The following is a 19,100-nucleotide window of genomic DNA, read 5'->3' on the forward strand; positions in this document are numbered from 1 at the left end:
ACTCGCTAAGAGGGCATAAATATTAGTTATCACTAATTTTTGAAACCTTGGCATTAACCGGCACCAATCCCTTGCCATCACTGGAAACAACAAGTTCGTAGGTTCCCGCATCACCCATATTTACAGTAAGCGTAGCACCGGTGTCCGTCGTGGTATAACGTAAACTTTTTATTCGGCTGTAAGCATCTTGAACATATTCGGCGGTACCGTTGTACTCACCATGAGGCTCAATTACTGCGTACATCACGGCATCGCGTGCGTCTAGCCGGCGAACAATTCCCTGATCACGACGAAGATTGTGATTCGGATCATTCGCTCCCAGCTGAAAAAATAACGTCTGCGCATTTTCACCAGCTTCTGCTTGATAACCGTAGGTGTAAGAATAGAAACGATTATCCAGCAACCAGGTCAAGCGATTACTGTGGTCAGCGTTGCTCCCCTGAGCGCGTAACAGCATATGCTGATAACCGTTGTCATCGCCCATGGCTCCCCATGCATTAAATGTTTCAGCGTCGCTCAGGTTATGATCAATAATCTGCCCGTTGAAATGCAGTGGCAGATCATAGCTGTGCTTAGCATCCGCCCGCACGCTGAATAGGTCAATCACAAAGGGCTCTATGGAGTCAGGTTTTACCAAAGCTTGCACGCGGCTCATCTGCACGCCTTTGTAAGCGGTATCAATACGGCCAATGCTAATGTCGGCCAAATCGTCTCGTACAAAAGCAACTTGCTCAGCGGCATGTTGATTCGCCTTATCCAAGTCAGCACCAAACTGGCTCTTTTGATCCACAACAAGGGTGTTGTGGGCTACCGTTTGCTTCGCCCAGCTGTCATTTTCTGGAAGGTAGTGACCGCCATACTTTGCCTCAACATTGAGGTAACGAGCAGCGCCATAATCAGTTACCACTTCCTGGCCGTTGTCATACAGCTGCCAGCTTAAGCGGTCAAAGTGGCCATGCCCCATGCCCTGACTGGTATTTTTTGCTACCACCAGAGTCCCTGTTTCATTGTCGCCGGATCGCATCAGGGTCAATGCACCTTGATCGCCTTTTGCGCCATCGCGATAAGTTTTAGACTCATAGTCATATGGCGCTACTTCATTGTTCGCAATAATCTCAGAAAGAGCCACTCCACCTGCACTCAGACTGACCTTCTCCTGTTGCCGAGCAATATCGCTCAAGGTCTTATCTGAGGTGATTTCAAATGCAATCGCTAGAGCTTGAACTAACTCCTCTGTTTTTATGCCTTTGTCTTTAATAGCGTCGTTAATCGGTAAAAAAAGACCGTTATAACTTAGCTCAATGGTGGTATAAATCGCCTTAAGCAAAATGCCGTCGCGATACTCAAAAATTGCTTTTTGAGGTTCGTTGGTTTCAATAGCTTTAGCAAACCACACAAATGGCATCAGGGCATAGCGCTGATAGTATGGCCCCTCTGTGTAATAGCCATCGGGAGAGAAAAGCTCATCCAACTGTTTATAGAACCCAGATTCGCCGCTTTTGTCCAACCCCTTTAAGGCCTGTTCAACATAGTCATGCCGACCCGTAGCATAGCCAACCATACCCACTGCAGCGACGGCCCATGTGCCATGGTTATGTATCTTATCAAAGGTCTGCGGCTGTCCCTTAGATAAGTAATCCGCCACTGGATAGAACAATTCACGCTGGAATCTATCGTTCTGTTCATCCGTAAATGTTTGAGCCACCATATCGTAGGCCTGAATGGCGTACACCAGCCACACGGCCTCATTCAGACTCTGCCAAAATAGCTTACCAGGCGTTTGCTCTTTCTTTTCAGGATGCAGACCTAACTGTGGATACATGTCCGCGTAAGCAGATAGCATTGCACCCACATAATCACTATAAAGACTATCGCCACTTAACTGATACTGCATGGCGGCTGCGTACATCGCTTTATAGTTGCGTTTGTGCTGCTCGTGGGTATAGCCACCACCTGCATCTTTGGGCCAGGGAACCACTACACCTGCGGCAAGAGCTTCATCAGCGACTCGTTTATTATCCTTCTTGGACTGCTCCAACAGCCCAGCGGACGCTTCTCGCAAAGCAGCAATGTCTGTTTCGCTAATAACCAATGAAGGCGACTCGGCGACGGCCGTTTGATAACAACCTAATAGAAGGCAACCAATGGCTCCCGCTCGAACAAAAAAAGAAGGTAATCGCATAAATAATTACTCAGAAAAACTATTATTATCGGCAGTAAAGGTCGATTCCATACCTGGAACAACATCCTCCACTTGGTACAGCGGCTTGTGGTTGTAGGTATTACCCTCAATACGAATAACCGGTCCACCTACAGTATGCTGCACTAGAATAGGAGCACTGTTATCAAAATGGCTGTTTTCAATCAGGCCACGCTGAACACCGTGCAATAGAATACTATTACCTTGAGAATCGGCTCTCGGTGAGGAGCTCACGGTAACCTCATCGACATGAACATGAGGGCCAAAAGTACTCTCATCGGTGCCGCCACGATACACGGTCATCAAACTGCCTGTAGCATTATTTACCGAGGAGTTCTTGACCGTAATGTATTCGGCGTTATACATGCCGTAATCGTCTTTTTCAGAATCCAGTTTTAAGACTGAACCCTTGATGTTGGCGAAGCTGGAATCCTGAACCAGAACTTCATCGGCAAAGGTGCTCTTGCGCAGCTTAATTACGTCAAAATCCTTATTAATATCCAGATCGATGACTTCCACACCTACCAGCTCCAAGGAAAAGTTCTTATTCATTGGCTTACTGTCACTGCGAATCACCGCATTTGCTTTATCATCCGGAGCACGCACACCACTGATAGATACATCCTGTAAACGCAGAGCGCTGCCGTTCAACAAGTCAACCAGGGACTTTCTGGCGAAAGTCAGTCGGGTTTTACCCTTACCGGCACCACGAATCACCAGAGGCTTATCCAGCAGCAAGGTTTTGGAGAAGTGATACTCACCTTCACTCAACACCAACTCGGCGGCACCGGAAATCTTGGCATAAGCATCCAGCACTGTATCCGTTCCCGGTTTTACTCGAACACTCTCATTAATGGTGAATCGATCAGACTTTTCATACTTGGGGTACCATGACACCCCAACCTCTTCTTTTTTTACCGGAAGGTCAGGCTGAGGCGACGCTAATCCTTTGACTTTTTCGAAACCATCGCTCAGCTCATCACCAACGATAAAATTGGCTTTGTTTCCGCTAAACTCGATACCTTTAACACTGTCATGCAGCTCGAACGGTGACTCACCCGAATCATTCACGACAACGTTATTGGTGAAGCGGCTGTTGGACGGTATGGCGCTACGCTCTTCGTCAGACCCTGCACCAAAAATAATACGCTCTACATTGACCAATGTATTGCCGGAAATCACAGAGTTCTTCACCTGGTGATAACGGTTAATCGGGGAGTCGGGCACCCCATTCATAACCACCAGAGCGCCACCAAAACGAGAGCCAGTCAAACCCGACATATAGTTGTTCTTAACTACTTGGTCGGCATTAATCACCCGAATACCGCCGGTATGATCGACGCCATTGCCGATAAAAGCATTTCCTTCCACCAGGTTCCCATTACCGTGACGTAATGTCAGGGTGCCGCGCGACTCGAAAAATACATTATCCCGGAAGACATTCTTACCGGACTTGTTAGAAATGATTTCCACTTCACCGTCGCAATGCTCAAAGTAGTTATTGGCAACAGTCGTTAGAGAATCACTCAGAGAGTAGTGGCTAGTACCAATGCGCAAGGTCTCACCACCATTCGAGCCCAATACAGGCCGGGGGCCAAAGTAGTTGTACTCAATTACATGATTGTTCTCGCGGCTGTGCTCTGTATCCAGACGCACCGCCATGGTTACACCTTTATTGCGCTTAAAACTGAAGTGATTGTGATCAATACGGTTATTCTTTCCGTAGATGCTGACCCAGTAATCAGTTTCATAGCGATCTGGATTACTGAAATCATCAATAACCACTTCAGTTAGACGACTATTAACCGCGACCGTAGAATAATCACTATCAGACTCAGGCTTAGCGGTACGAAATGAGATAACCGTATCCGAAGGGGTGTAGCCGTTTTTGAACACCAAGCCACGCACTACCAGATGTTCACCTGCCAGCTTTAAATTTGAACGCCCGCTGATCACTGCCTTGCCGGGGTTTTCCGCGGCCAAAGTGATAGGAGCTTGCTCGGTGCCTACCGCAGCAAACACAAGCTCAACATCGCGCCACACGCCGTCTTGCAACAGAACTCGATCTCCAGGCTGCAATTTTTCAACGGCCTGCTGATATTCTGAGTAATCTGAAACGGAATAATCTTTGGCCGCGCTCAGCGCAGAAGCGATGGATAGAAGGAAGAATCCCGAGAAGATAAAAAATTTATTATTCATATTAACTACACCACACTTTTGCCCAAAAAAGCGGCCGGACCTCCATAGGAAGTCCGGCCCAAGGAGAGCCACACACTAGAACCAGCGCTATCGCTTGCTTCTAGCCTGGGACCAGTGCTCGTATTCGCAAACTCAATGCACAACCCTGAACCTAAAACTCGCCTGCATTGATCACTTGCAAACTAGACTACCAATCAGAATACAATTGTGTCAACCAATCTTTATTACAGAATAGCCAATGACAGCTCCCAGAAAGGCCCGGGCAGCGGCATCACACCAGCCGATAGCCCCCGACCCGCATAGGAACTTGAAAACCTGCCAAAAAGTAAAAGCCCATAAATAACCCATAAGACACTGATTTTATTATCAAAAATTTGCTTTGGGAGATATAAATGTTAGAAATCGCTAGACCCAACGTCACTTTTGCACCGATTCGTCTACCACAATGTATTACCAATTGATAATATTCATGTTAGGATCAGCGGAAATCTTTAGACGTCTTGATAAAAATTCGTGGACCACAGACTAATGAATAAGCCAAGCGGCACCAAAACCCAAAGAACCTACCGCAAAGTGGCAGAAAAAATGCTGAAAGCCTTAGATTCAGGAGAATTTCCTGCTGGCGCTCGACTGCCGCCAGAAAGAGAGCTCTCAGAAAGATATGGCGTTAGCCGCCCTACTGTTAGGGAGGCCATCATCGCCCTGGAGGTAATGGGACGAGTTGAAGTGCGGACAGGTTCAGGGGTCTACGCCGTTAAGTCCTTCAAGGCAAAAAGCGACAACCCTCGCGAGTACAGTCCCTTTGAAATAACCGAAGCCCGAGTTCTGATTGAGTCAGAAACCGCCGCCCTGGCCGCATCCACAATGAGCGAAGAGGACCTGCAAGAACTGGCCGAAGCGCTGGAAGAGATGATTCTGGAGAACAAGAGCGGCGACCTCACCTCCGAGGTCGCTGATAAAAAGTTTCATACAATCATTGCTCAGTCCACACGCAACCGCCCTCTAATGAGCATCATTGAGCATCTATGGGACATTCAAGCAAACTTGCCGGAAATCAAGACGGCCCATCAGTCCGTATGCAAAACCGATGGCCAAAAGCGAATTGAAGAACACCGTCAAATACTCAACACCCTTAAGGCCAGAGATGCTCATGCAGCGAGAGTATCAATGCGGAACCACTTCTGCCGCTCTCTAGATGCCCTGCACGCCACCACTGAAAAAAACGCCGTAGAAGAAATACAAAGACAACTGAACGCCCGCAGAGAAAGGTTTTCTCTCAATCGCATCCAGTACTCTAGTAAGAATTAAATCATTGCAACCCCTAACAAGAGGTAAATAAGATGGAAGGAGACTCACAGCTTAAAGCCATTCAAATAAATCAACGCCATTATCGGCAAAGCCAAAGGTAATGCAGACCAACAGGCCAGAAATTCACACCATATAAAACACCTTCTTAGGGAGTAAAATAATGAAAGTAAAAAATTTACGATGGTGGGTGATTGCCCTAATCGCTCTAGCAACCATTATTAATTACATCGACCGCCAAACCATGAATGTGCTCTGGGCCACCAGCATGGGCGAAGACCTTTACCCAGAGCTGGACGCCGACGGCCGCAAAGCTATTTACGGCACTATTTCAGGCTTTTTTATTCTTGCCTACGCATTAGGCCAGGCAATCTTTGGCAAAATTTTCGACTGGATTGGCACTCGTATTGGATTTGCTGTCTCCATTGGCGTATGGTCCATTGCCACAGCGCTTCACGCATTTGGGCAAGGCGTTATCTCTCTGAGTATTTTTCGCAGCCTTCTCGGTGTGGCAGAAGCCGGTAACTGGCCAGGGGCTGCAAAAGGTAATGCAGAGTGGTTTCCGTCTAAAGAGCGTGCCTTAGCGCAAGGTATATTCAACTCAGGCGCCGCAATAGGCGGTTTAGTTTCCATACCAATTATTGCTTATTTGGCTGTGCATTTCAGCTGGCAGGCTATTTTCGTTATTGTGGGTTTAATCGGTTTGCTGTGGCTGGTTCCCTGGTTAGTATTGGTTAAGTCGCCTCCCAAAACTCACCCATGGATTACCGAAGAAGAACGCGAGTACATTCTTACCGGACAAAAAACAACGCCCGCAACCGACGACAATAACGTCGAAACCGAATACGCTCCGGACACCAAGGAAATGCTCTCGCGCAAACAAAGCTGGGGGGTAATTATCGCTTCCGCAGCTATCGACCCAATCTGGTGGCTATTTGTTTTCTGGATTCCGACTTACCTTGCCGAAGTGTATAACATGGACGTTAAAGGTATTGCGCTATACGGCTGGGTTCCCTACGTGGGCGCAATGTTCGGCGCCTGGTTCGGCGGACTATTATCGCAAAACCGAATTAACGCCGGCTGGACCATCAACAAGACCCGGAAATTCGTTATCACCTTAGGCTGCCTGCTAATGCTGCCCTGCCTTCTGGCTATGGCCAACCCCGGCGGCCCGGTTACTGCAGTACTGTTAATGGGCGTTATCCTGTTCGGTTTCCAAACCACCATCAGCAGCGTACAAACTTTGCCTGCCGACATGCTGAGCCAGAAATCTGTTGGCTCCCTGTCAGGCTTTGCCGGTATGGCTGCTAAATTCTCAGCCTGGGGATTGACTATATTTGTACCTTGGTTGACACAGGGCGGAAACTACACCCCGGCATTCGTTATTGGTGCCTCACTGGCTCTGATTGCACTGGCCGCCATCTGGATTCTTATTCCGACGGTTGAGCCATTGAAGGCCAAGAAGTAAACCTAAGTTTTCCCTTCAAATTTAGGCATTAAAAACCCGGGTTAAACCCCGGGTTTTTTATATCGGATAACCGCACACGCCAATACAAAACTCAAGCCTGATCTGACGATGCTTATTGCATACACCACCTCTACACTCAGAGAGTTTTTCACCAAGCAAGCTCAAACACGAGAGCAACACCCCACTAAAGTCCCCCACTCTCTTTACTTTAGTTATACCGCTCAACAGCATGAGTCCCAACTTCACCTGAGCAGCCCCGCTTTCAGCATCGGCAAAATTCAGACACAAAAAAACCGCGCCTGGCGATCAACCAAAGCGCGGCTTTTATTTTTACTCGACTTACTTCTCTAGCTTGAGATAATAATCGAAGATTTCCGGAACATTGCCATTACCCATGCCTGCATCAAAAGCCGCTTGCAAGCCGGCCGAGGTACCCTCTGCGATCGGCGCCTGAGTGCCCAGATCTTTCACCATTTCCAGAAAGTAACCCAGGTCTTTATTGGCATTAGCGATTGAAAAGCCCAGATCGCTCACGCCGTCCACCGCATAATTTTTACAGAAGTTCATAAATGGTGAAGCCGAAGGACCAGTAGACATAATGTCATACAGCTGTTGGCGATCCACCCCGGCACGGTCGGCTACCGCAAAAGCCTGCGACATGGCGCAAACGGTGGTCATACCCATAAAGTTATTAACTAATTTAGTGGTATGACCCGCACCCAACTCACCTAAGTAAAAAATATTTTCGCCTTGCTGCTCGAGAATCGGCTTAACCTTCTCGAAGGTTTCTTTATCACCAGCAGCCATAATATTCAGCAAGCCATCTTTAGCGTGTGCGGGGGTACGGCCCAATGGAGCATCGACCATACCGGCACCTTTTTTGGCAAGATCAGCACCGATTTTGCGGGTAGAGGCGGGAATTGAAGTGCCAAAATCAATAAGTACAGCACCTTCTTTGATGCCGGCAAGAATACCGTCATCGCCATAGACCAGCTTTTCCACAACATTAGAAGTGGTAAGGCATAGCATAATAATATCACTGGCTTCAGCCAGCTCTTTTGCAGTTTTTGCCTGCTTTGCACCGCGAGCCACGACGGCATCAACGGCCTCCTGATTCAAATCCATCACTATGGGCTCGTGACCTTTCTTTTGCAGGTTCTCGACCATGTTGCCACCCATAAGGCCCAGCCCAATAAATCCAATAACAGGGTTTGCCATAATAATTAACTCCTAAAAATACAGTATCAATCTCGGTTGCGGCTTTGACTTATCGATCAATAGCCTTCAGCACCCGTTTAAGATTCGATGAAACCGGTCACAGGCCCAACCGAACAAAGCTCTGAAATCAATCGATTGTCACAATAAGAAATAGACCTAGAAAAATATAAAAACTGATACTTTCAATTTTTTATTATTCGAATCTATTACACGTTACGCAGTCGCTGAAAACAGGCAAACTTGCACCAAAACAGCTGGGCTTAGGCTACCACCTGTACTACAATTGTGTCAACCAATTATTATTACCGAACACCTGTCTGTTTAGCGCCAGATGGTGCATCTCGCACATGTTTCTTACAAACTGAATACGCATCAAAAAACCGCGCGCGACCCACCCTATTGGCCCTTATTTAAAGGGTATAGAAGGAGTTAGGAGAAAATAATTTTATCTCCTCACGAGCTACAACCCTTGTCTACCAAACTGAAAACCAGAGGCTTTCAGACCACTTCAACTCTGCCTACCGGCGTTAACCAACCTGTATTACCAATTTATGAAAATCGTGTTAATATCGGTTACACAGCAATAAAAAGCATCTGTAGATTTGGTTGGAGATACTTCATGACTAAAACCGGTGGCAATGGCAACAAGCGCACCTATCGCAAGGTTGCGCAGAAAATGCTTGCAGCCCTTGATTCGGGTGAGTTTCCAGCGGGTGCTCGCCTCCCCCCCGAGCGTGAACTTTCAGAGCGCTATGGAGTGAGCCGCCCGACAATTCGTGAAGCGATCATCGCCCTAGAGGTCATGGGGCGAGTAGAGGTTCAAACGGGCTCCGGTGTCTACGCTCTTAAGGCTTTTAAAACTAACAGTGACAACCCCCGCGATTACAGCCCTTTCGAGATTACCGAAGCCCGTGTGCTGGTGGAATCGGAGGCGGCAGCTCTGGCCGCATCGACATTAAACGAAGAGCAGTTCGAAGAGCTGCAAGCGGCGCTGGATGAGATGATCCAAGAAAACGAAAACGGCGACCTCACATCGGAAGTGGCAGATCGAAAGTTTCATGCAGTCATTGCTGATTCAACGCAAAACCGTCCTTTAATCAACATTATTCGCCACTTATGGGATATTCAAGAGAATTTGCCGGATATTAAGATGGCGCACCAATCCGTCTGCAAAACCGATGGCGCCCGCCGTATCGCTGAGCATCAGGCAATTTTGGACGCCCTGAAAGCCCGAGATGCCCATGGGGCACGCGTCGCCATGCGCAATCATTTCTCCCGCTCACTGGAGGCGCTTCACGCCACCACCGAGCAACGCGCGGTCGAAGAGATTCAACGACAACTACACGCCCGCCGGGAGAGGTTTTCGCTTAACCGCATTCAATACGCAGCCGAATAACCCTCCTCTACCAGCCCGGCAGCTTAGGCTGCCGGACTGCTTAAAATACCCAAGCTAGCCTTCTATCTGAACACCAACATTTCATTGGCGTGCGACAATAAAGCTCTCATCATTTTTTAGCGGGCATAAAAAAGGCCGGGAATAAATCCCGGCCTAAGCTCAGCTCTAATCGCACTTAGAACTTGTAGCTAGCACCTAAGGTGATACGACGATCGGTCAAGCCTTGGAAGCACAGCAGCGCGCCTTCGTTAACACAAGATTGCTCGATGTCAGACTCGGTCAGGTTAACCCCTTCGATGCCTACCGCGAACTGATCGGTGACATCGTAGTTAACGCTGGCATTCAACTGGCCGCGAGCCTCTTGTACCACGGGGAAGCCCCAGGGATAACTTGAGGTGCTGCCAAAGTCTTCCGAACGGAAGGCATCACGCCAGGTGTAGCGAGCACGAGCAGACAAACCGTACTTCTCGTAGTACACGGTAAAGTTGTAAGCGTTTTCAGAGTTATCCAACAACTGAGCACGCATGGTTACATCTTCGTTACCCAAAGCCGAGAAAACAGTGCTGGCGCGGCTGGTAGCGTTGTAGTAAGAATCGCCACCTTCAAATTCTTGCCAGGTGTAGTTGGTTACGATACCGAAACCCGATGCCCAGCCCAGAGTGTCTTCAAAGCCCGACAGATCGTACTGGAAAGCCAGCTCGATACCTTTTTGCGTGGTTTCGCCATCACCGTTAACTGTAACCGATGTTGGCACACACACGCCCGGAGGCGAACCTGGAGGGCCAAATACGTTCGGGTCGGCAATTGGGTTGAAGATACCACCACCCTCACAAGGAGCGGTCATATCCCGGAAGCCGGTATCTGGGTCAATGGCCGGATCTTCCTGCTGGCCAACGAACAAACCAGTACGGGTTTTATGGAAAAAGCCCGCGCTCACCATGCTCGAAGGCGCAAAGTACCACTCGGCAGAGATCTCCCAGGACTCTACTTCTTCAGGCTCCAGACCAGGGTTACCAATAGCGGCAGCCGGGTTGGGGCTGGTATCGAATGAGAATGACGTAGACAGAGCGTCAAAGTCCGGACGACGAATGTCTTGCGACCAGGCGGCACGCAGCATGATTTCGTCGGTGACATCGGCCACAATGTTGATTCGCGGCAAAAGGAAGTCGTAGCTACCGGTTGTCTCGGTTTGTACTACTTCACCGTCGGTTGTGCGGTTCCCAACAGAGCTTACTTCGGTTTCCAGGTAACGCAAACCGAAATTACCGCGGAAAATACCAGCCTGGAAATTGGCCTGCGCATAAAGCGCGTTGGTTTCTTCGGTAATATCGAAGAACGAGTTAGTGGTTGACGTCGGCTCGTCGATCGGCGGCTGACCAATAGCGTTCATAGCCGAGTTAATAGAGTCCAGAACTCCACTTGGATCGGAGTTCGACAGCGCCGGGTTAATTACCAGGAAGTCTCCAACATACAAATCACGACCGTCTGCGTCGTTGAAGTTGTCCGGACCAGCGGTCAGAACATCGGCGTAAAGATTACCGCGAGGTGATTCAGCCATGTCGCGCAAACCAGTATTGTTAGCACTGTCGTTGTTTACGCTTTGCGAGCTGTTAAAGCGGTAACCAAAGTCCAAGGTGGTGAAAATAGAAGCATCCAAGTCGTAGCTTACGTCGATACGGAACGCATCTTCAGTGTTTTCTACCACATCGTGCGACTGGTTGAGATCGCGCAGCACGTAGTTGGCCGGATCCAGTAATTGCTCGGTGGTTGGAGCATTGGCAACATCGGCGATACCAAAGGCCAGTGAGCCACCAGACAGATCATATTCAATTGGAGTGCCGTTATCGTTGGCAGTACCCGTTGCGGTGTTGGGGTTAATGAAGTTCAGAGTGGTGCTGAAATCCGGATTGATGGTGTCGTTTGTAGAGCGCGCAATCTCAACCTTACCCGAGAATTTACCCAGGTTAAAATCCGTACCCAAGCTGAAAATATCACTTGAAGTATCGCGCGAACCGGTATCAGAAGATAAACGCAGGTTCGGATCGTAACGATCATCGTTTTGCGCATCAATCACGCCAGTCAGAGCAGCCTGAATAGAGCCCAAATTTTGCGTGCCGTTCTCACCATCAACAGAACCGAAGTCAACGGTTTCGTAGGAATCGGGGATAGAGGTGCCAATCAGAGTACTAACCCCAGAGGCCTGTACACGGGTACTTTCCTGGTAACGCTCTTGCTCGTTCATCACCGCATCGAAATAGAAGGTGAAAGCATCGCTTGGCGCCCACTCGAAGGTACCCACTAAGTTCGTAGTTTCATACTGGAAGTTGTCGTAATCCTGTACGAAGAACTGAATCGGCAAATAGTTAGTGCCGTCGGGCAGCGTGTCCAGGTTATCGCGGTCGGCACGAGGGCGGAAGGCTGATACATCCTGCTCAGAATAGCTGGCACTCAGAACCACACCAAACTCACCAGCACTGGTATCCCAGTTATTACCGAATGAGCCAGACAAGCGCGGACTCCAACCGCCGTCATCAGACAGACTGCTCTGCTCGCCCTGCGCTCTAACGGCAATCAGAGGCTCGCTCAAGCTAAGAGGACGGATAGTTTTCAGGTTGATGGTACCACCCACAGAGCCTTCAACAGTTTTCGCGTCCGGGGCTTTAGTGACCTGAACTTCGGAAATAATGGCTGCAGATACGTCATCGAAGCTGATACCACTACGACCCGCACCAGAACCTACGGTAGAAACACCGTTGATCTCAGTGCGGTTGGCATTAGTACCACGAATTTGCACACCGGTACCCACACCCGCCGAACGGGTAATTTGCACACCGGTGATATTTTCCATGACTTCTGCAAGGTTCTGATCTGGGAGCTTACCAATGTCTTCCGACTGGATAACTTCCATCACATTATCGGCAGCGCGTTTTTCCTGAATAGCGCTTTCCAGAGATGCACGAATACCCGTTACCACAACCTCTTCCAGCATTTCAGATTCTTGCGCCATGGCTGTTTGGGCAAACGCCAGTGTTGACGCCGTCATCATTGCGCCACTAATGGCGGCAACGGCTTTGGACAGATTAAATTTATTATCGTTGCTCACTACTCATTCTCCATCGTTATGTTTATTAGCAGAATAATTTCTCACTCGCCGGAGAACATTACCGAACATTCTGCATTACTGTCAACCATTTTGAATTCAAATTGCCAATACCAATCTGAAGACAAGTTTAATTAATTTATTAATAAATAAAATCAGTAACTTACAAACATGACGAATTCTATCAACGTAATTCTGGATACACAGATTAAGCGCTCAGAAGTCGAAATTTGTCATACTATTTACGACTCACACGCTTTAAACCACACCTTTCGGAAAACTTTTTGGTCAACCAATAGAGGTCGATTGGTAACAATCTAATGCTTTATTTGGATCGGAGGAATCAAAGGCTGGATGAAAGGGGCGCATTAAAAATGCGTTAGCGGCAATTCTCTAAACGCCGCCGTTGCCCGCTGAGCAAAGCTTCAAGCTGAGCCAGCACGCAGGGGTTTTCTCCCATTACCACATGCCCGGTGGCGGGAAATACGGTGAGTTCGCTCCCCTGCCAGGATGATTGCAATTGCTCGGCCCAATGGCTGGGCGTAATAGGATCGAAAGCACCATTAATCATTATCACCTTTACCCTTTCGGGTAAATTTGGCACGGCGGGAGGGTCCGCTTTTGGCCAAAGATGGCAAACCTGATCGTTCCAGCCGCGCTCAAGATAACGGCCCAGTCCCGCAAGTTGTTTTACCTGCTGCTGATAATCCTGCTTGGTTCCCAGCGGGTTATCCCGACAGTCTACCGCCAGAAAAACCAGTGAATTAACACTTTCAGACACCACCTGATTGGCGTAGCGCTCGATCAAAGGCACCATATCCTTACGGGCACGCTGGGGGGCTCCTGCCATTGCACGAACTGCCAGTGCCCAGCGGTCGCGACGATAACTGGCGGCAAAAAAAGCGGCGATAAAACGCTGATCATTAATTGCCACCCGCTGAGGTAAACCATCTAAAGATACATCCACCTGCACAGGTAGGCGCGCTAAATATTCGAGCGTATTGCTGAGCGCCGCGAGAAGGTTGTCGCGGTTAAGCACCTGTTGTGGGTAGTACTGGCGCCAGGCAGTTCGGCACGCCTGGTCACTGGCACAGGCAGCGGCAAAACGATTTATGCTGTCCCCAAACACGCTCGGCCACTGCGCCACTCCACCCACACCCGGTGGGTAAACTGCATCCAACACCAGAGTATTAAGCCCGGGTAAATCCGCCGCGGCAATGGCAAGGCGCGAGCCATAGGATGCACCGTACAAATTGAATTCAGTAAAATCCCAGAGCCGCACCAGCGCCGCTAAATCAGCGCGATTGTGCCACGTGCCGAACTGGCGCGGGTCAAAGCCATTAAGCGTCTCCAGACACTGCAACAGGGTCGCCCGACCAAGCTCAAACTCCCGCTGTAAAGACAGAGATTGTGCCAAAAGCTTGCGCCCCAAAGATTCGTATTGAGGGCAGCGCCACCGACTGTCCGGGCTGGTGCCACGCCTTTGCATCAGGATTAAATCGCGCTCAAGCCCGGCAAAGTCCCGCCAGCTTTGCCAGGATTGCAGCTCTTTTGGGCTAAAACCCGCATCCACACCCGGGCCGCCCTGCAGGTAAATAAGCGGCGCCTTACCGTCTGAGCCATCACCCTTGAGACGGCGCACTTCTAGGATAAAACCCTCAGGCGTTGTCAGGCGGGCGCAGCGCCACGCCAGATCAATTCGCAGAGCATCTGCACAGGGATATTCACTAAAACCGTAAGTAGTGACGACAGCGGAATCCGCTGAGCGCTCAACCGCTAACCACTGCCATAGGACGAGCGCGACGCCCAGCACCAATAGTAGCCCTACAACCGGACTTAAACGCGCGGCCACGACAACTGCTCCGGCGGACTCCACGCTGCCAGCGCCTGGGGCAATTCGGGGCGCATAAAGTGCTCACCAAAATCGGGCGTTTGGGTAAAAACATAGCCCTGCCCGGCTAGCTGAAAGCCCAGGCGCCATGCATGTAAGTAGACTCTGTCGGCGGGCTCGCCAGCGTAGAGAGTATCGCCCAGAATGGGCGCGCCGATACTTTTTAACGCCACCCGCAACTGGTGGGTTTTGCCGGTAAAAGGCTTGAGTAAAAACAGACGTAATCCAGGAGCCAGGGAGCTGGACACAAACACCGTGCGCGCAGGGTTATCCATACTGCGCGCCAGGCGCCAGGCGCCCCGTCTGGCCGGTTGCATATCACCCGCGATGGCACCCTGCTTTTTCACCGGCTTTTTAGCACTGATGGCGAGGTAATACTTTTGCACTTGCGCCTGACGAAACTGCTCACACAGCTCGCGATTGGCGTCGGCGGTGCGTGCCATCACCACCAGACCCGAGGTGACTTTATCCAAGCGATGTACCGGGTAAAGCTCCTCCTCGCGCAAATGCTGGCGCACCTGTGTAAACAAACCGGGTGTCCCCTGGTCATCGTGAAAATCGCAACCCGCGGGTTTATTCACCACCACAAAGGCGTCGCTTAAGTGAACAATTGAGACCATATTTATTACTTAAACTAGTTTCAAAACAGCTGTTAAGTCGGAGAAAAACTAACCAGCCTATAGCCAGAAAGTAACACAGTGCTAAACTGCAGTTGGGTGTCCGTTCGCCGCAGCGCCCCGTCAAAATGGCCATTTAAGTTAATCTTAAACGCAGGTAGCAGGCCAGTGGGTGCAATGCAAAGTCATCCACCTCTTAGGGATTGAGGCTGCCATTTTGGCAAGGCAATACCGGAACTCAAGCACGGGAAAGCCGCCAGCGTTTGTGAGCGCGCAAGGAAAGCGTCGGCAGCGCGAAGGCAACCTGAGAGCGTCCACTCGATGCTCCACCGATGTTTCAACCACGCCCTGGTTCCGCGTGATACGGTGAACTTTCCGTTCAACTGAAACGCTTACCGGCGGCGGGCACCTTCTCTCACCCTCCCTTCACCGCCCGGGCCAATTCCCGGCGGTGTGCTTTTACCTTCCAAGTGTGCGCTGTCGCATCGCCACCTCTGAACACAAGCTCAAGCAATCATTTACAATAATGCTTTTGTGCACCTTCATTATGATCGACTACACCGAGCAACATAAACAACGCTTAAACTACATGCCATGGCTGTACTACAGCCTCAAACCAAAGCACCTTGCTTGGGCAGAGCCCTGGCAGGCCCAGATTCAGCAGCAATTGTGCGCGCTGGAAACCGTGCATATTGGCAGCAACGTATTTATCGCACCCAGCGCGCGAATATTTGCCGAGCCAGGTCGCGACATTGTTATTGGCGATAACACCTATATCGCCGCCGATACTTTTATTCACGGCCCGGTTACTTTAGGTACAGGTGTTTCGATCAATCACCACACCTGCCTGGACGGTGGTAGCGCCGGCATTGTTATCGGTGACAACAGCCGTTTAGCCCCCTACTGCCATTTATACGCATTCAACCACGGCACAGATTCGCAGCGTTTAATCAGCGAGCAACCCGTAACCTCTAAGGGAATTGTCCTCGGACGTGATGTATGGCTTGGTAGTCACTCTGGTGTGACCGACGGCGTTAACATCGGCGACGGCGCGGTGGTGGGCATGGGTAGCATAGTCACTAAGTCCGTTAACGCTAGCACTAAAGTGGCGGGTAACCCGGCCCGGCCCATTGGCAAGCGCTAAGCGTCGGCCGGCCCGGCGCCACTACATATTCACCCAGCTCGACAGCGCCCGCAAGCGAAAATGGTGATCCTGGTAGCGCAGCACCACACCATCGGCCGCGATCACTTCAACCACTATATTGCCATTAATGCGCTCGCCTTCGCGCAAGGTCTGGCCGTTAATCACCACATTGCTGTCACCGCCTCTGCGGTAGTTATGCTGGCCGTACATTAAAGTGGGAATGTCATTTTGTATGGCTAAGGGTAAAGATCTGACACCTCCAACATTGTCGTAGCCGTCTAGGTTGTCTGGATTAACCGTTTGCGCAGGTGGCTCGGATTGAACCTCAGGCTGTTGTACAGGTGCGCTTTGCTGTTGCGCATTTTGGCTGTACAGGCGGGCCACCGCGTCGCGATCTTCAGCGCCGGCGGTTGCGCTGTTAGCGGCGCGCGTTTGTTTTGTTGCTGCACTGTCTTTGTCAGTTGTTGCCGTACTGTCTTTGTCAGAGGCTAAGGAGGCTGCTGGCTCTGTTACCGTAACTGCCGCAAAAGCCTCACCCACCTGGGAAGGTGTAACTGGTTGAACCTGGTCGGGGCTTTCGACCGTTGCGGCGCTGGAAATAGATGAGGAGTTTGCCGAAATCTTAGTGCTCTGATTGTTTTCAGATTCTTGGTTAGCATTAACCGTATCTTTTTGCGCCGAGTCCAGCGCCGGTGCATTTTGTTCAGGGGTTGGCCGTACTGCGGGCTGCAATTCGCCAGAGCTTTGTTGACTGGGCCAAAGCCAAATGACCAGGGCAATCAGCAACAGCAGCACCATCGCCAACAGCGCCAACACCGCCCACAACAACGGAGATTGGTTCTTGCCGGGCGAGTCGCCCGCACCGATTCCCGCCGGAGCCTGCTGTTGATTACGCTCGCGATCGGCTTTGCGCAGTGCATCTAATAGTAAAGACATTAGCGCGGCTCCTCATCGCTTAACACCGGGTCGAGCCCTAGTACTTGGTTTAATGTAAGCACCGTCTGCTGCCCGGCTATGCCGTCAGCCTTAAGCCCATGGGCTCGCTGAAACAGCTTAACCCGCGCAGCCAGGGCCTGATTATAGGTTTGCTGCGCCAAGGGCTCCTGCTGGCCATCCATGCGGGCAAACTGCTGCGCCAGCCAGGCTACCGCGGCGCTGCGATCGCCCAGTGTCAGCGCGCCAGTGTAGCCCTCGGGCCTGTGCCAGGCGTACTGCACCTGGCCGGTCCACATGGGGCCGAGCTTGGTGAGCGGCACAAATCGGCGCTCGCCGTCTGCAGTGATAAGCTGTGCATGCTGTTCGGTTAGCCCCACCAGCACGGCATAGGCGGTAAACCGCTCCTCGGTGGTAAGTGTAAGCACCACCGGTCGGTTAAGCTCCTGTAATTCACGCCAAGTCATTAAGCGTGCGGTTTCGCACTCCAGCCCCTGACTTTGCCCCTGCCAACACGACTGCACACCCAGGCCGCCAAAGCGCGCCAGCAACAATGCCTGGGCATCGCCCAAACGGCGTACGATAAAATCTGGGTCCGGGCTCTGTGTAGGCGTGGGCTCTGGCGCGGCGGCAGGCGCTTGGGTGCTCCCCGATGACGCAGGCACTTCCTGTTCTACCGCGACCTGTGGCACAACCTTAGCGGGCTCACTTGCCTGCCACCACCAAAAACCTAATCCCGATAACACTAACACCAGCAGCAAAAGTGCCGTCAGCCAGTACCAGTGGCTCATGCTGCGCCCGGTGCCTTCGACGCTGCCGGTCACTTCTTTTTTTGCCAAGCGTAAAATGGCGTTATCCACTTTCACTTTGTTATGGCCGTACAAACCCACTAAGGCCCGCTCGCATAAAATGTTAATGCGCCTTGGGATACCACCACTGAATTTATGGATTTTGCGTACCATGGCAGGCGAGAAGGGGTTGCGGTCGGCGCTCAAACCCGCCACCTGTAAGCGGTGGGCGATATAGGCCTGGGTTTCCTGTAGGGTTAGCGGGTGTAAATGAAAGCGCGCGGTAATCCGTTGGGCCAGCTGGCGCAAGCGCGGTTGCGCCAGCAGTTTATTTAGCTCGGGCTGGCCCACCAGCACAATTTGCAGCAGTTTCTGAGTATTGGTTTCAAGGTTAGTGAGCAGGCGAATTTGCTCCAGCGCCTCGGCGGATAGTAGCTGCGCCTCATCAATCAACAGCACTGTGTTGTGCCCACGACGGTGGTTGTCCAGCAAATACTGATGCAGTGCATCGGTAAGCGCTTTTACCGAGGGCTGATTCTTGGGGTAGTCCGCTCCCAGCTCGTCGCAAATCATTGCCAGCATTTCGGGCACGGCGGCCATAGGGTTGAACACCATGGCAATATCGGTGTTCTCTGGCAGTTGTTCGAGCAGCGAGCGTATGATGGTGGTTTTACCCGTGCCCACCTCGCCGGTAAGCAGCACAAAGCCGCCCCCGCCTACGCCGTAGAGCAGATGCGCCAGCGCCTCTTTATGCTGGTCGCTCATATACAGATAGCGCGGATTAACCGCGATGGAAAACGCAGGCTCGGTTAACCCAAAATACTGATGATACATGCTCCGC

General features: G+C 50.8%; 12 protein-coding genes. 4 read left to right on the forward strand and 8 right to left on the reverse strand.

Annotated features, from left to right (window positions below; translation table 11 throughout):
• Window positions 1-22 precede the first annotated feature (22 nt).
• Together NHM04_RS04305 and NHM04_RS04310 are read right to left on the reverse strand one after the other, a co-directional pair.
• A complete protein-coding gene (locus NHM04_RS04305; RefSeq protein ID WP_254265812.1) occupies window positions 23-2,182 on the reverse strand; it encodes an alginate lyase family protein in 2,160 nt (719 codons plus the stop codon).
• A gap of 6 nt (window positions 2,183-2,188) precedes the next feature.
• The gene (locus NHM04_RS04310) at window positions 2,189-4,399 is read right to left on the reverse strand and encodes a polysaccharide lyase 6 family protein (RefSeq protein ID WP_254265813.1); all 2,211 of its coding nucleotides are present in this window, start codon (window positions 4,397-4,399) and stop codon (window positions 2,189-2,191) included.
• A gap of 528 nt (window positions 4,400-4,927) precedes the next feature.
• Between NHM04_RS04310 and NHM04_RS04315 the strand changes: the two genes are divergently transcribed.
• Window positions 4,928-5,707 carry a FadR/GntR family transcriptional regulator gene (locus NHM04_RS04315; protein WP_254265814.1) on the forward strand — a complete coding sequence of 260 codons (780 nt, stop codon included), beginning with the start codon at window positions 4,928-4,930 and terminating at the stop codon, window positions 5,705-5,707.
• A gap of 160 nt (window positions 5,708-5,867) precedes the next feature.
• A complete protein-coding gene (locus NHM04_RS04320; RefSeq protein ID WP_254265815.1) occupies window positions 5,868-7,172 on the forward strand; it encodes an MFS transporter in 1,305 nt (434 codons plus the stop codon).
• A gap of 339 nt (window positions 7,173-7,511) precedes the next feature.
• Here the strand turns inward: NHM04_RS04320 and NHM04_RS04325 are convergent, their stop codons facing one another.
• Window positions 7,512-8,390: an NAD(P)-dependent oxidoreductase gene (locus tag NHM04_RS04325; protein ID WP_254265816.1), complete on the reverse strand. Its 879-nt coding sequence runs from the start codon at window positions 8,388-8,390 to the stop codon at window positions 7,512-7,514.
• 619 nt (window positions 8,391-9,009) lie between these two features.
• On the opposite strand from NHM04_RS04325, the gene NHM04_RS04330 reads away from it, so the two are divergent.
• Window positions 9,010-9,786: a FadR/GntR family transcriptional regulator gene (locus tag NHM04_RS04330; RefSeq protein WP_254265817.1), complete on the forward strand. Its 777-nt coding sequence runs from the start codon at window positions 9,010-9,012 to the stop codon at window positions 9,784-9,786.
• A gap of 175 nt (window positions 9,787-9,961) precedes the next feature.
• Here the strand turns inward: NHM04_RS04330 and NHM04_RS04335 are convergent, their stop codons facing one another.
• From NHM04_RS04335 to NHM04_RS04345, 3 genes are all read right to left on the reverse strand, one after another.
• A complete protein-coding gene (locus NHM04_RS04335; protein ID WP_254265818.1) occupies window positions 9,962-12,889 on the reverse strand; it encodes a TonB-dependent receptor in 2,928 nt (975 codons plus the stop codon).
• A gap of 376 nt (window positions 12,890-13,265) precedes the next feature.
• Window positions 13,266-14,738, reverse strand: coding sequence for an alpha/beta fold hydrolase (locus tag NHM04_RS04340; protein ID WP_254265819.1), 1,473 nt, complete (start codon window positions 14,736-14,738; stop codon window positions 13,266-13,268).
• A complete protein-coding gene (locus tag NHM04_RS04345; RefSeq protein ID WP_254265820.1) occupies window positions 14,723-15,397 on the reverse strand; it encodes a TIGR01621 family pseudouridine synthase in 675 nt (224 codons plus the stop codon). The genes NHM04_RS04340 and NHM04_RS04345 overlap by 16 nt, the downstream gene beginning before the upstream one ends.
• 544 nt (window positions 15,398-15,941) lie before the next feature.
• On the opposite strand from NHM04_RS04345, the gene NHM04_RS04350 reads away from it, so the two are divergent.
• The gene (locus NHM04_RS04350) at window positions 15,942-16,538 is read left to right on the forward strand and encodes a DapH/DapD/GlmU-related protein (RefSeq protein WP_254265821.1); all 597 of its coding nucleotides are present in this window, start codon (window positions 15,942-15,944) and stop codon (window positions 16,536-16,538) included.
• A 21-nt stretch (window positions 16,539-16,559) separates the two neighbouring features.
• Here the strand turns inward: NHM04_RS04350 and NHM04_RS04355 are convergent, their stop codons facing one another.
• Window positions 16,560-17,474, reverse strand: coding sequence for a general secretion pathway protein GspB (locus NHM04_RS04355; protein ID WP_254265822.1), 915 nt, complete (start codon window positions 17,472-17,474; stop codon window positions 16,560-16,562).
• Window positions 17,474-19,093 (reverse strand): ExeA family protein, encoded by a 1,620-nt coding sequence (locus tag NHM04_RS04360; RefSeq protein WP_254265823.1) that lies wholly within the window; start codon window positions 19,091-19,093, stop codon window positions 17,474-17,476. The genes NHM04_RS04355 and NHM04_RS04360 overlap by 1 nt, the downstream gene beginning before the upstream one ends.
• Window positions 19,094-19,100 lie beyond the last annotated feature (7 nt).

Source organism: Gilvimarinus sp. DA14 (genome assembly GCF_024204685.1).
In the GTDB taxonomy this organism is placed as follows: Bacteria; Pseudomonadota; Gammaproteobacteria; order Pseudomonadales; family Cellvibrionaceae; genus Gilvimarinus.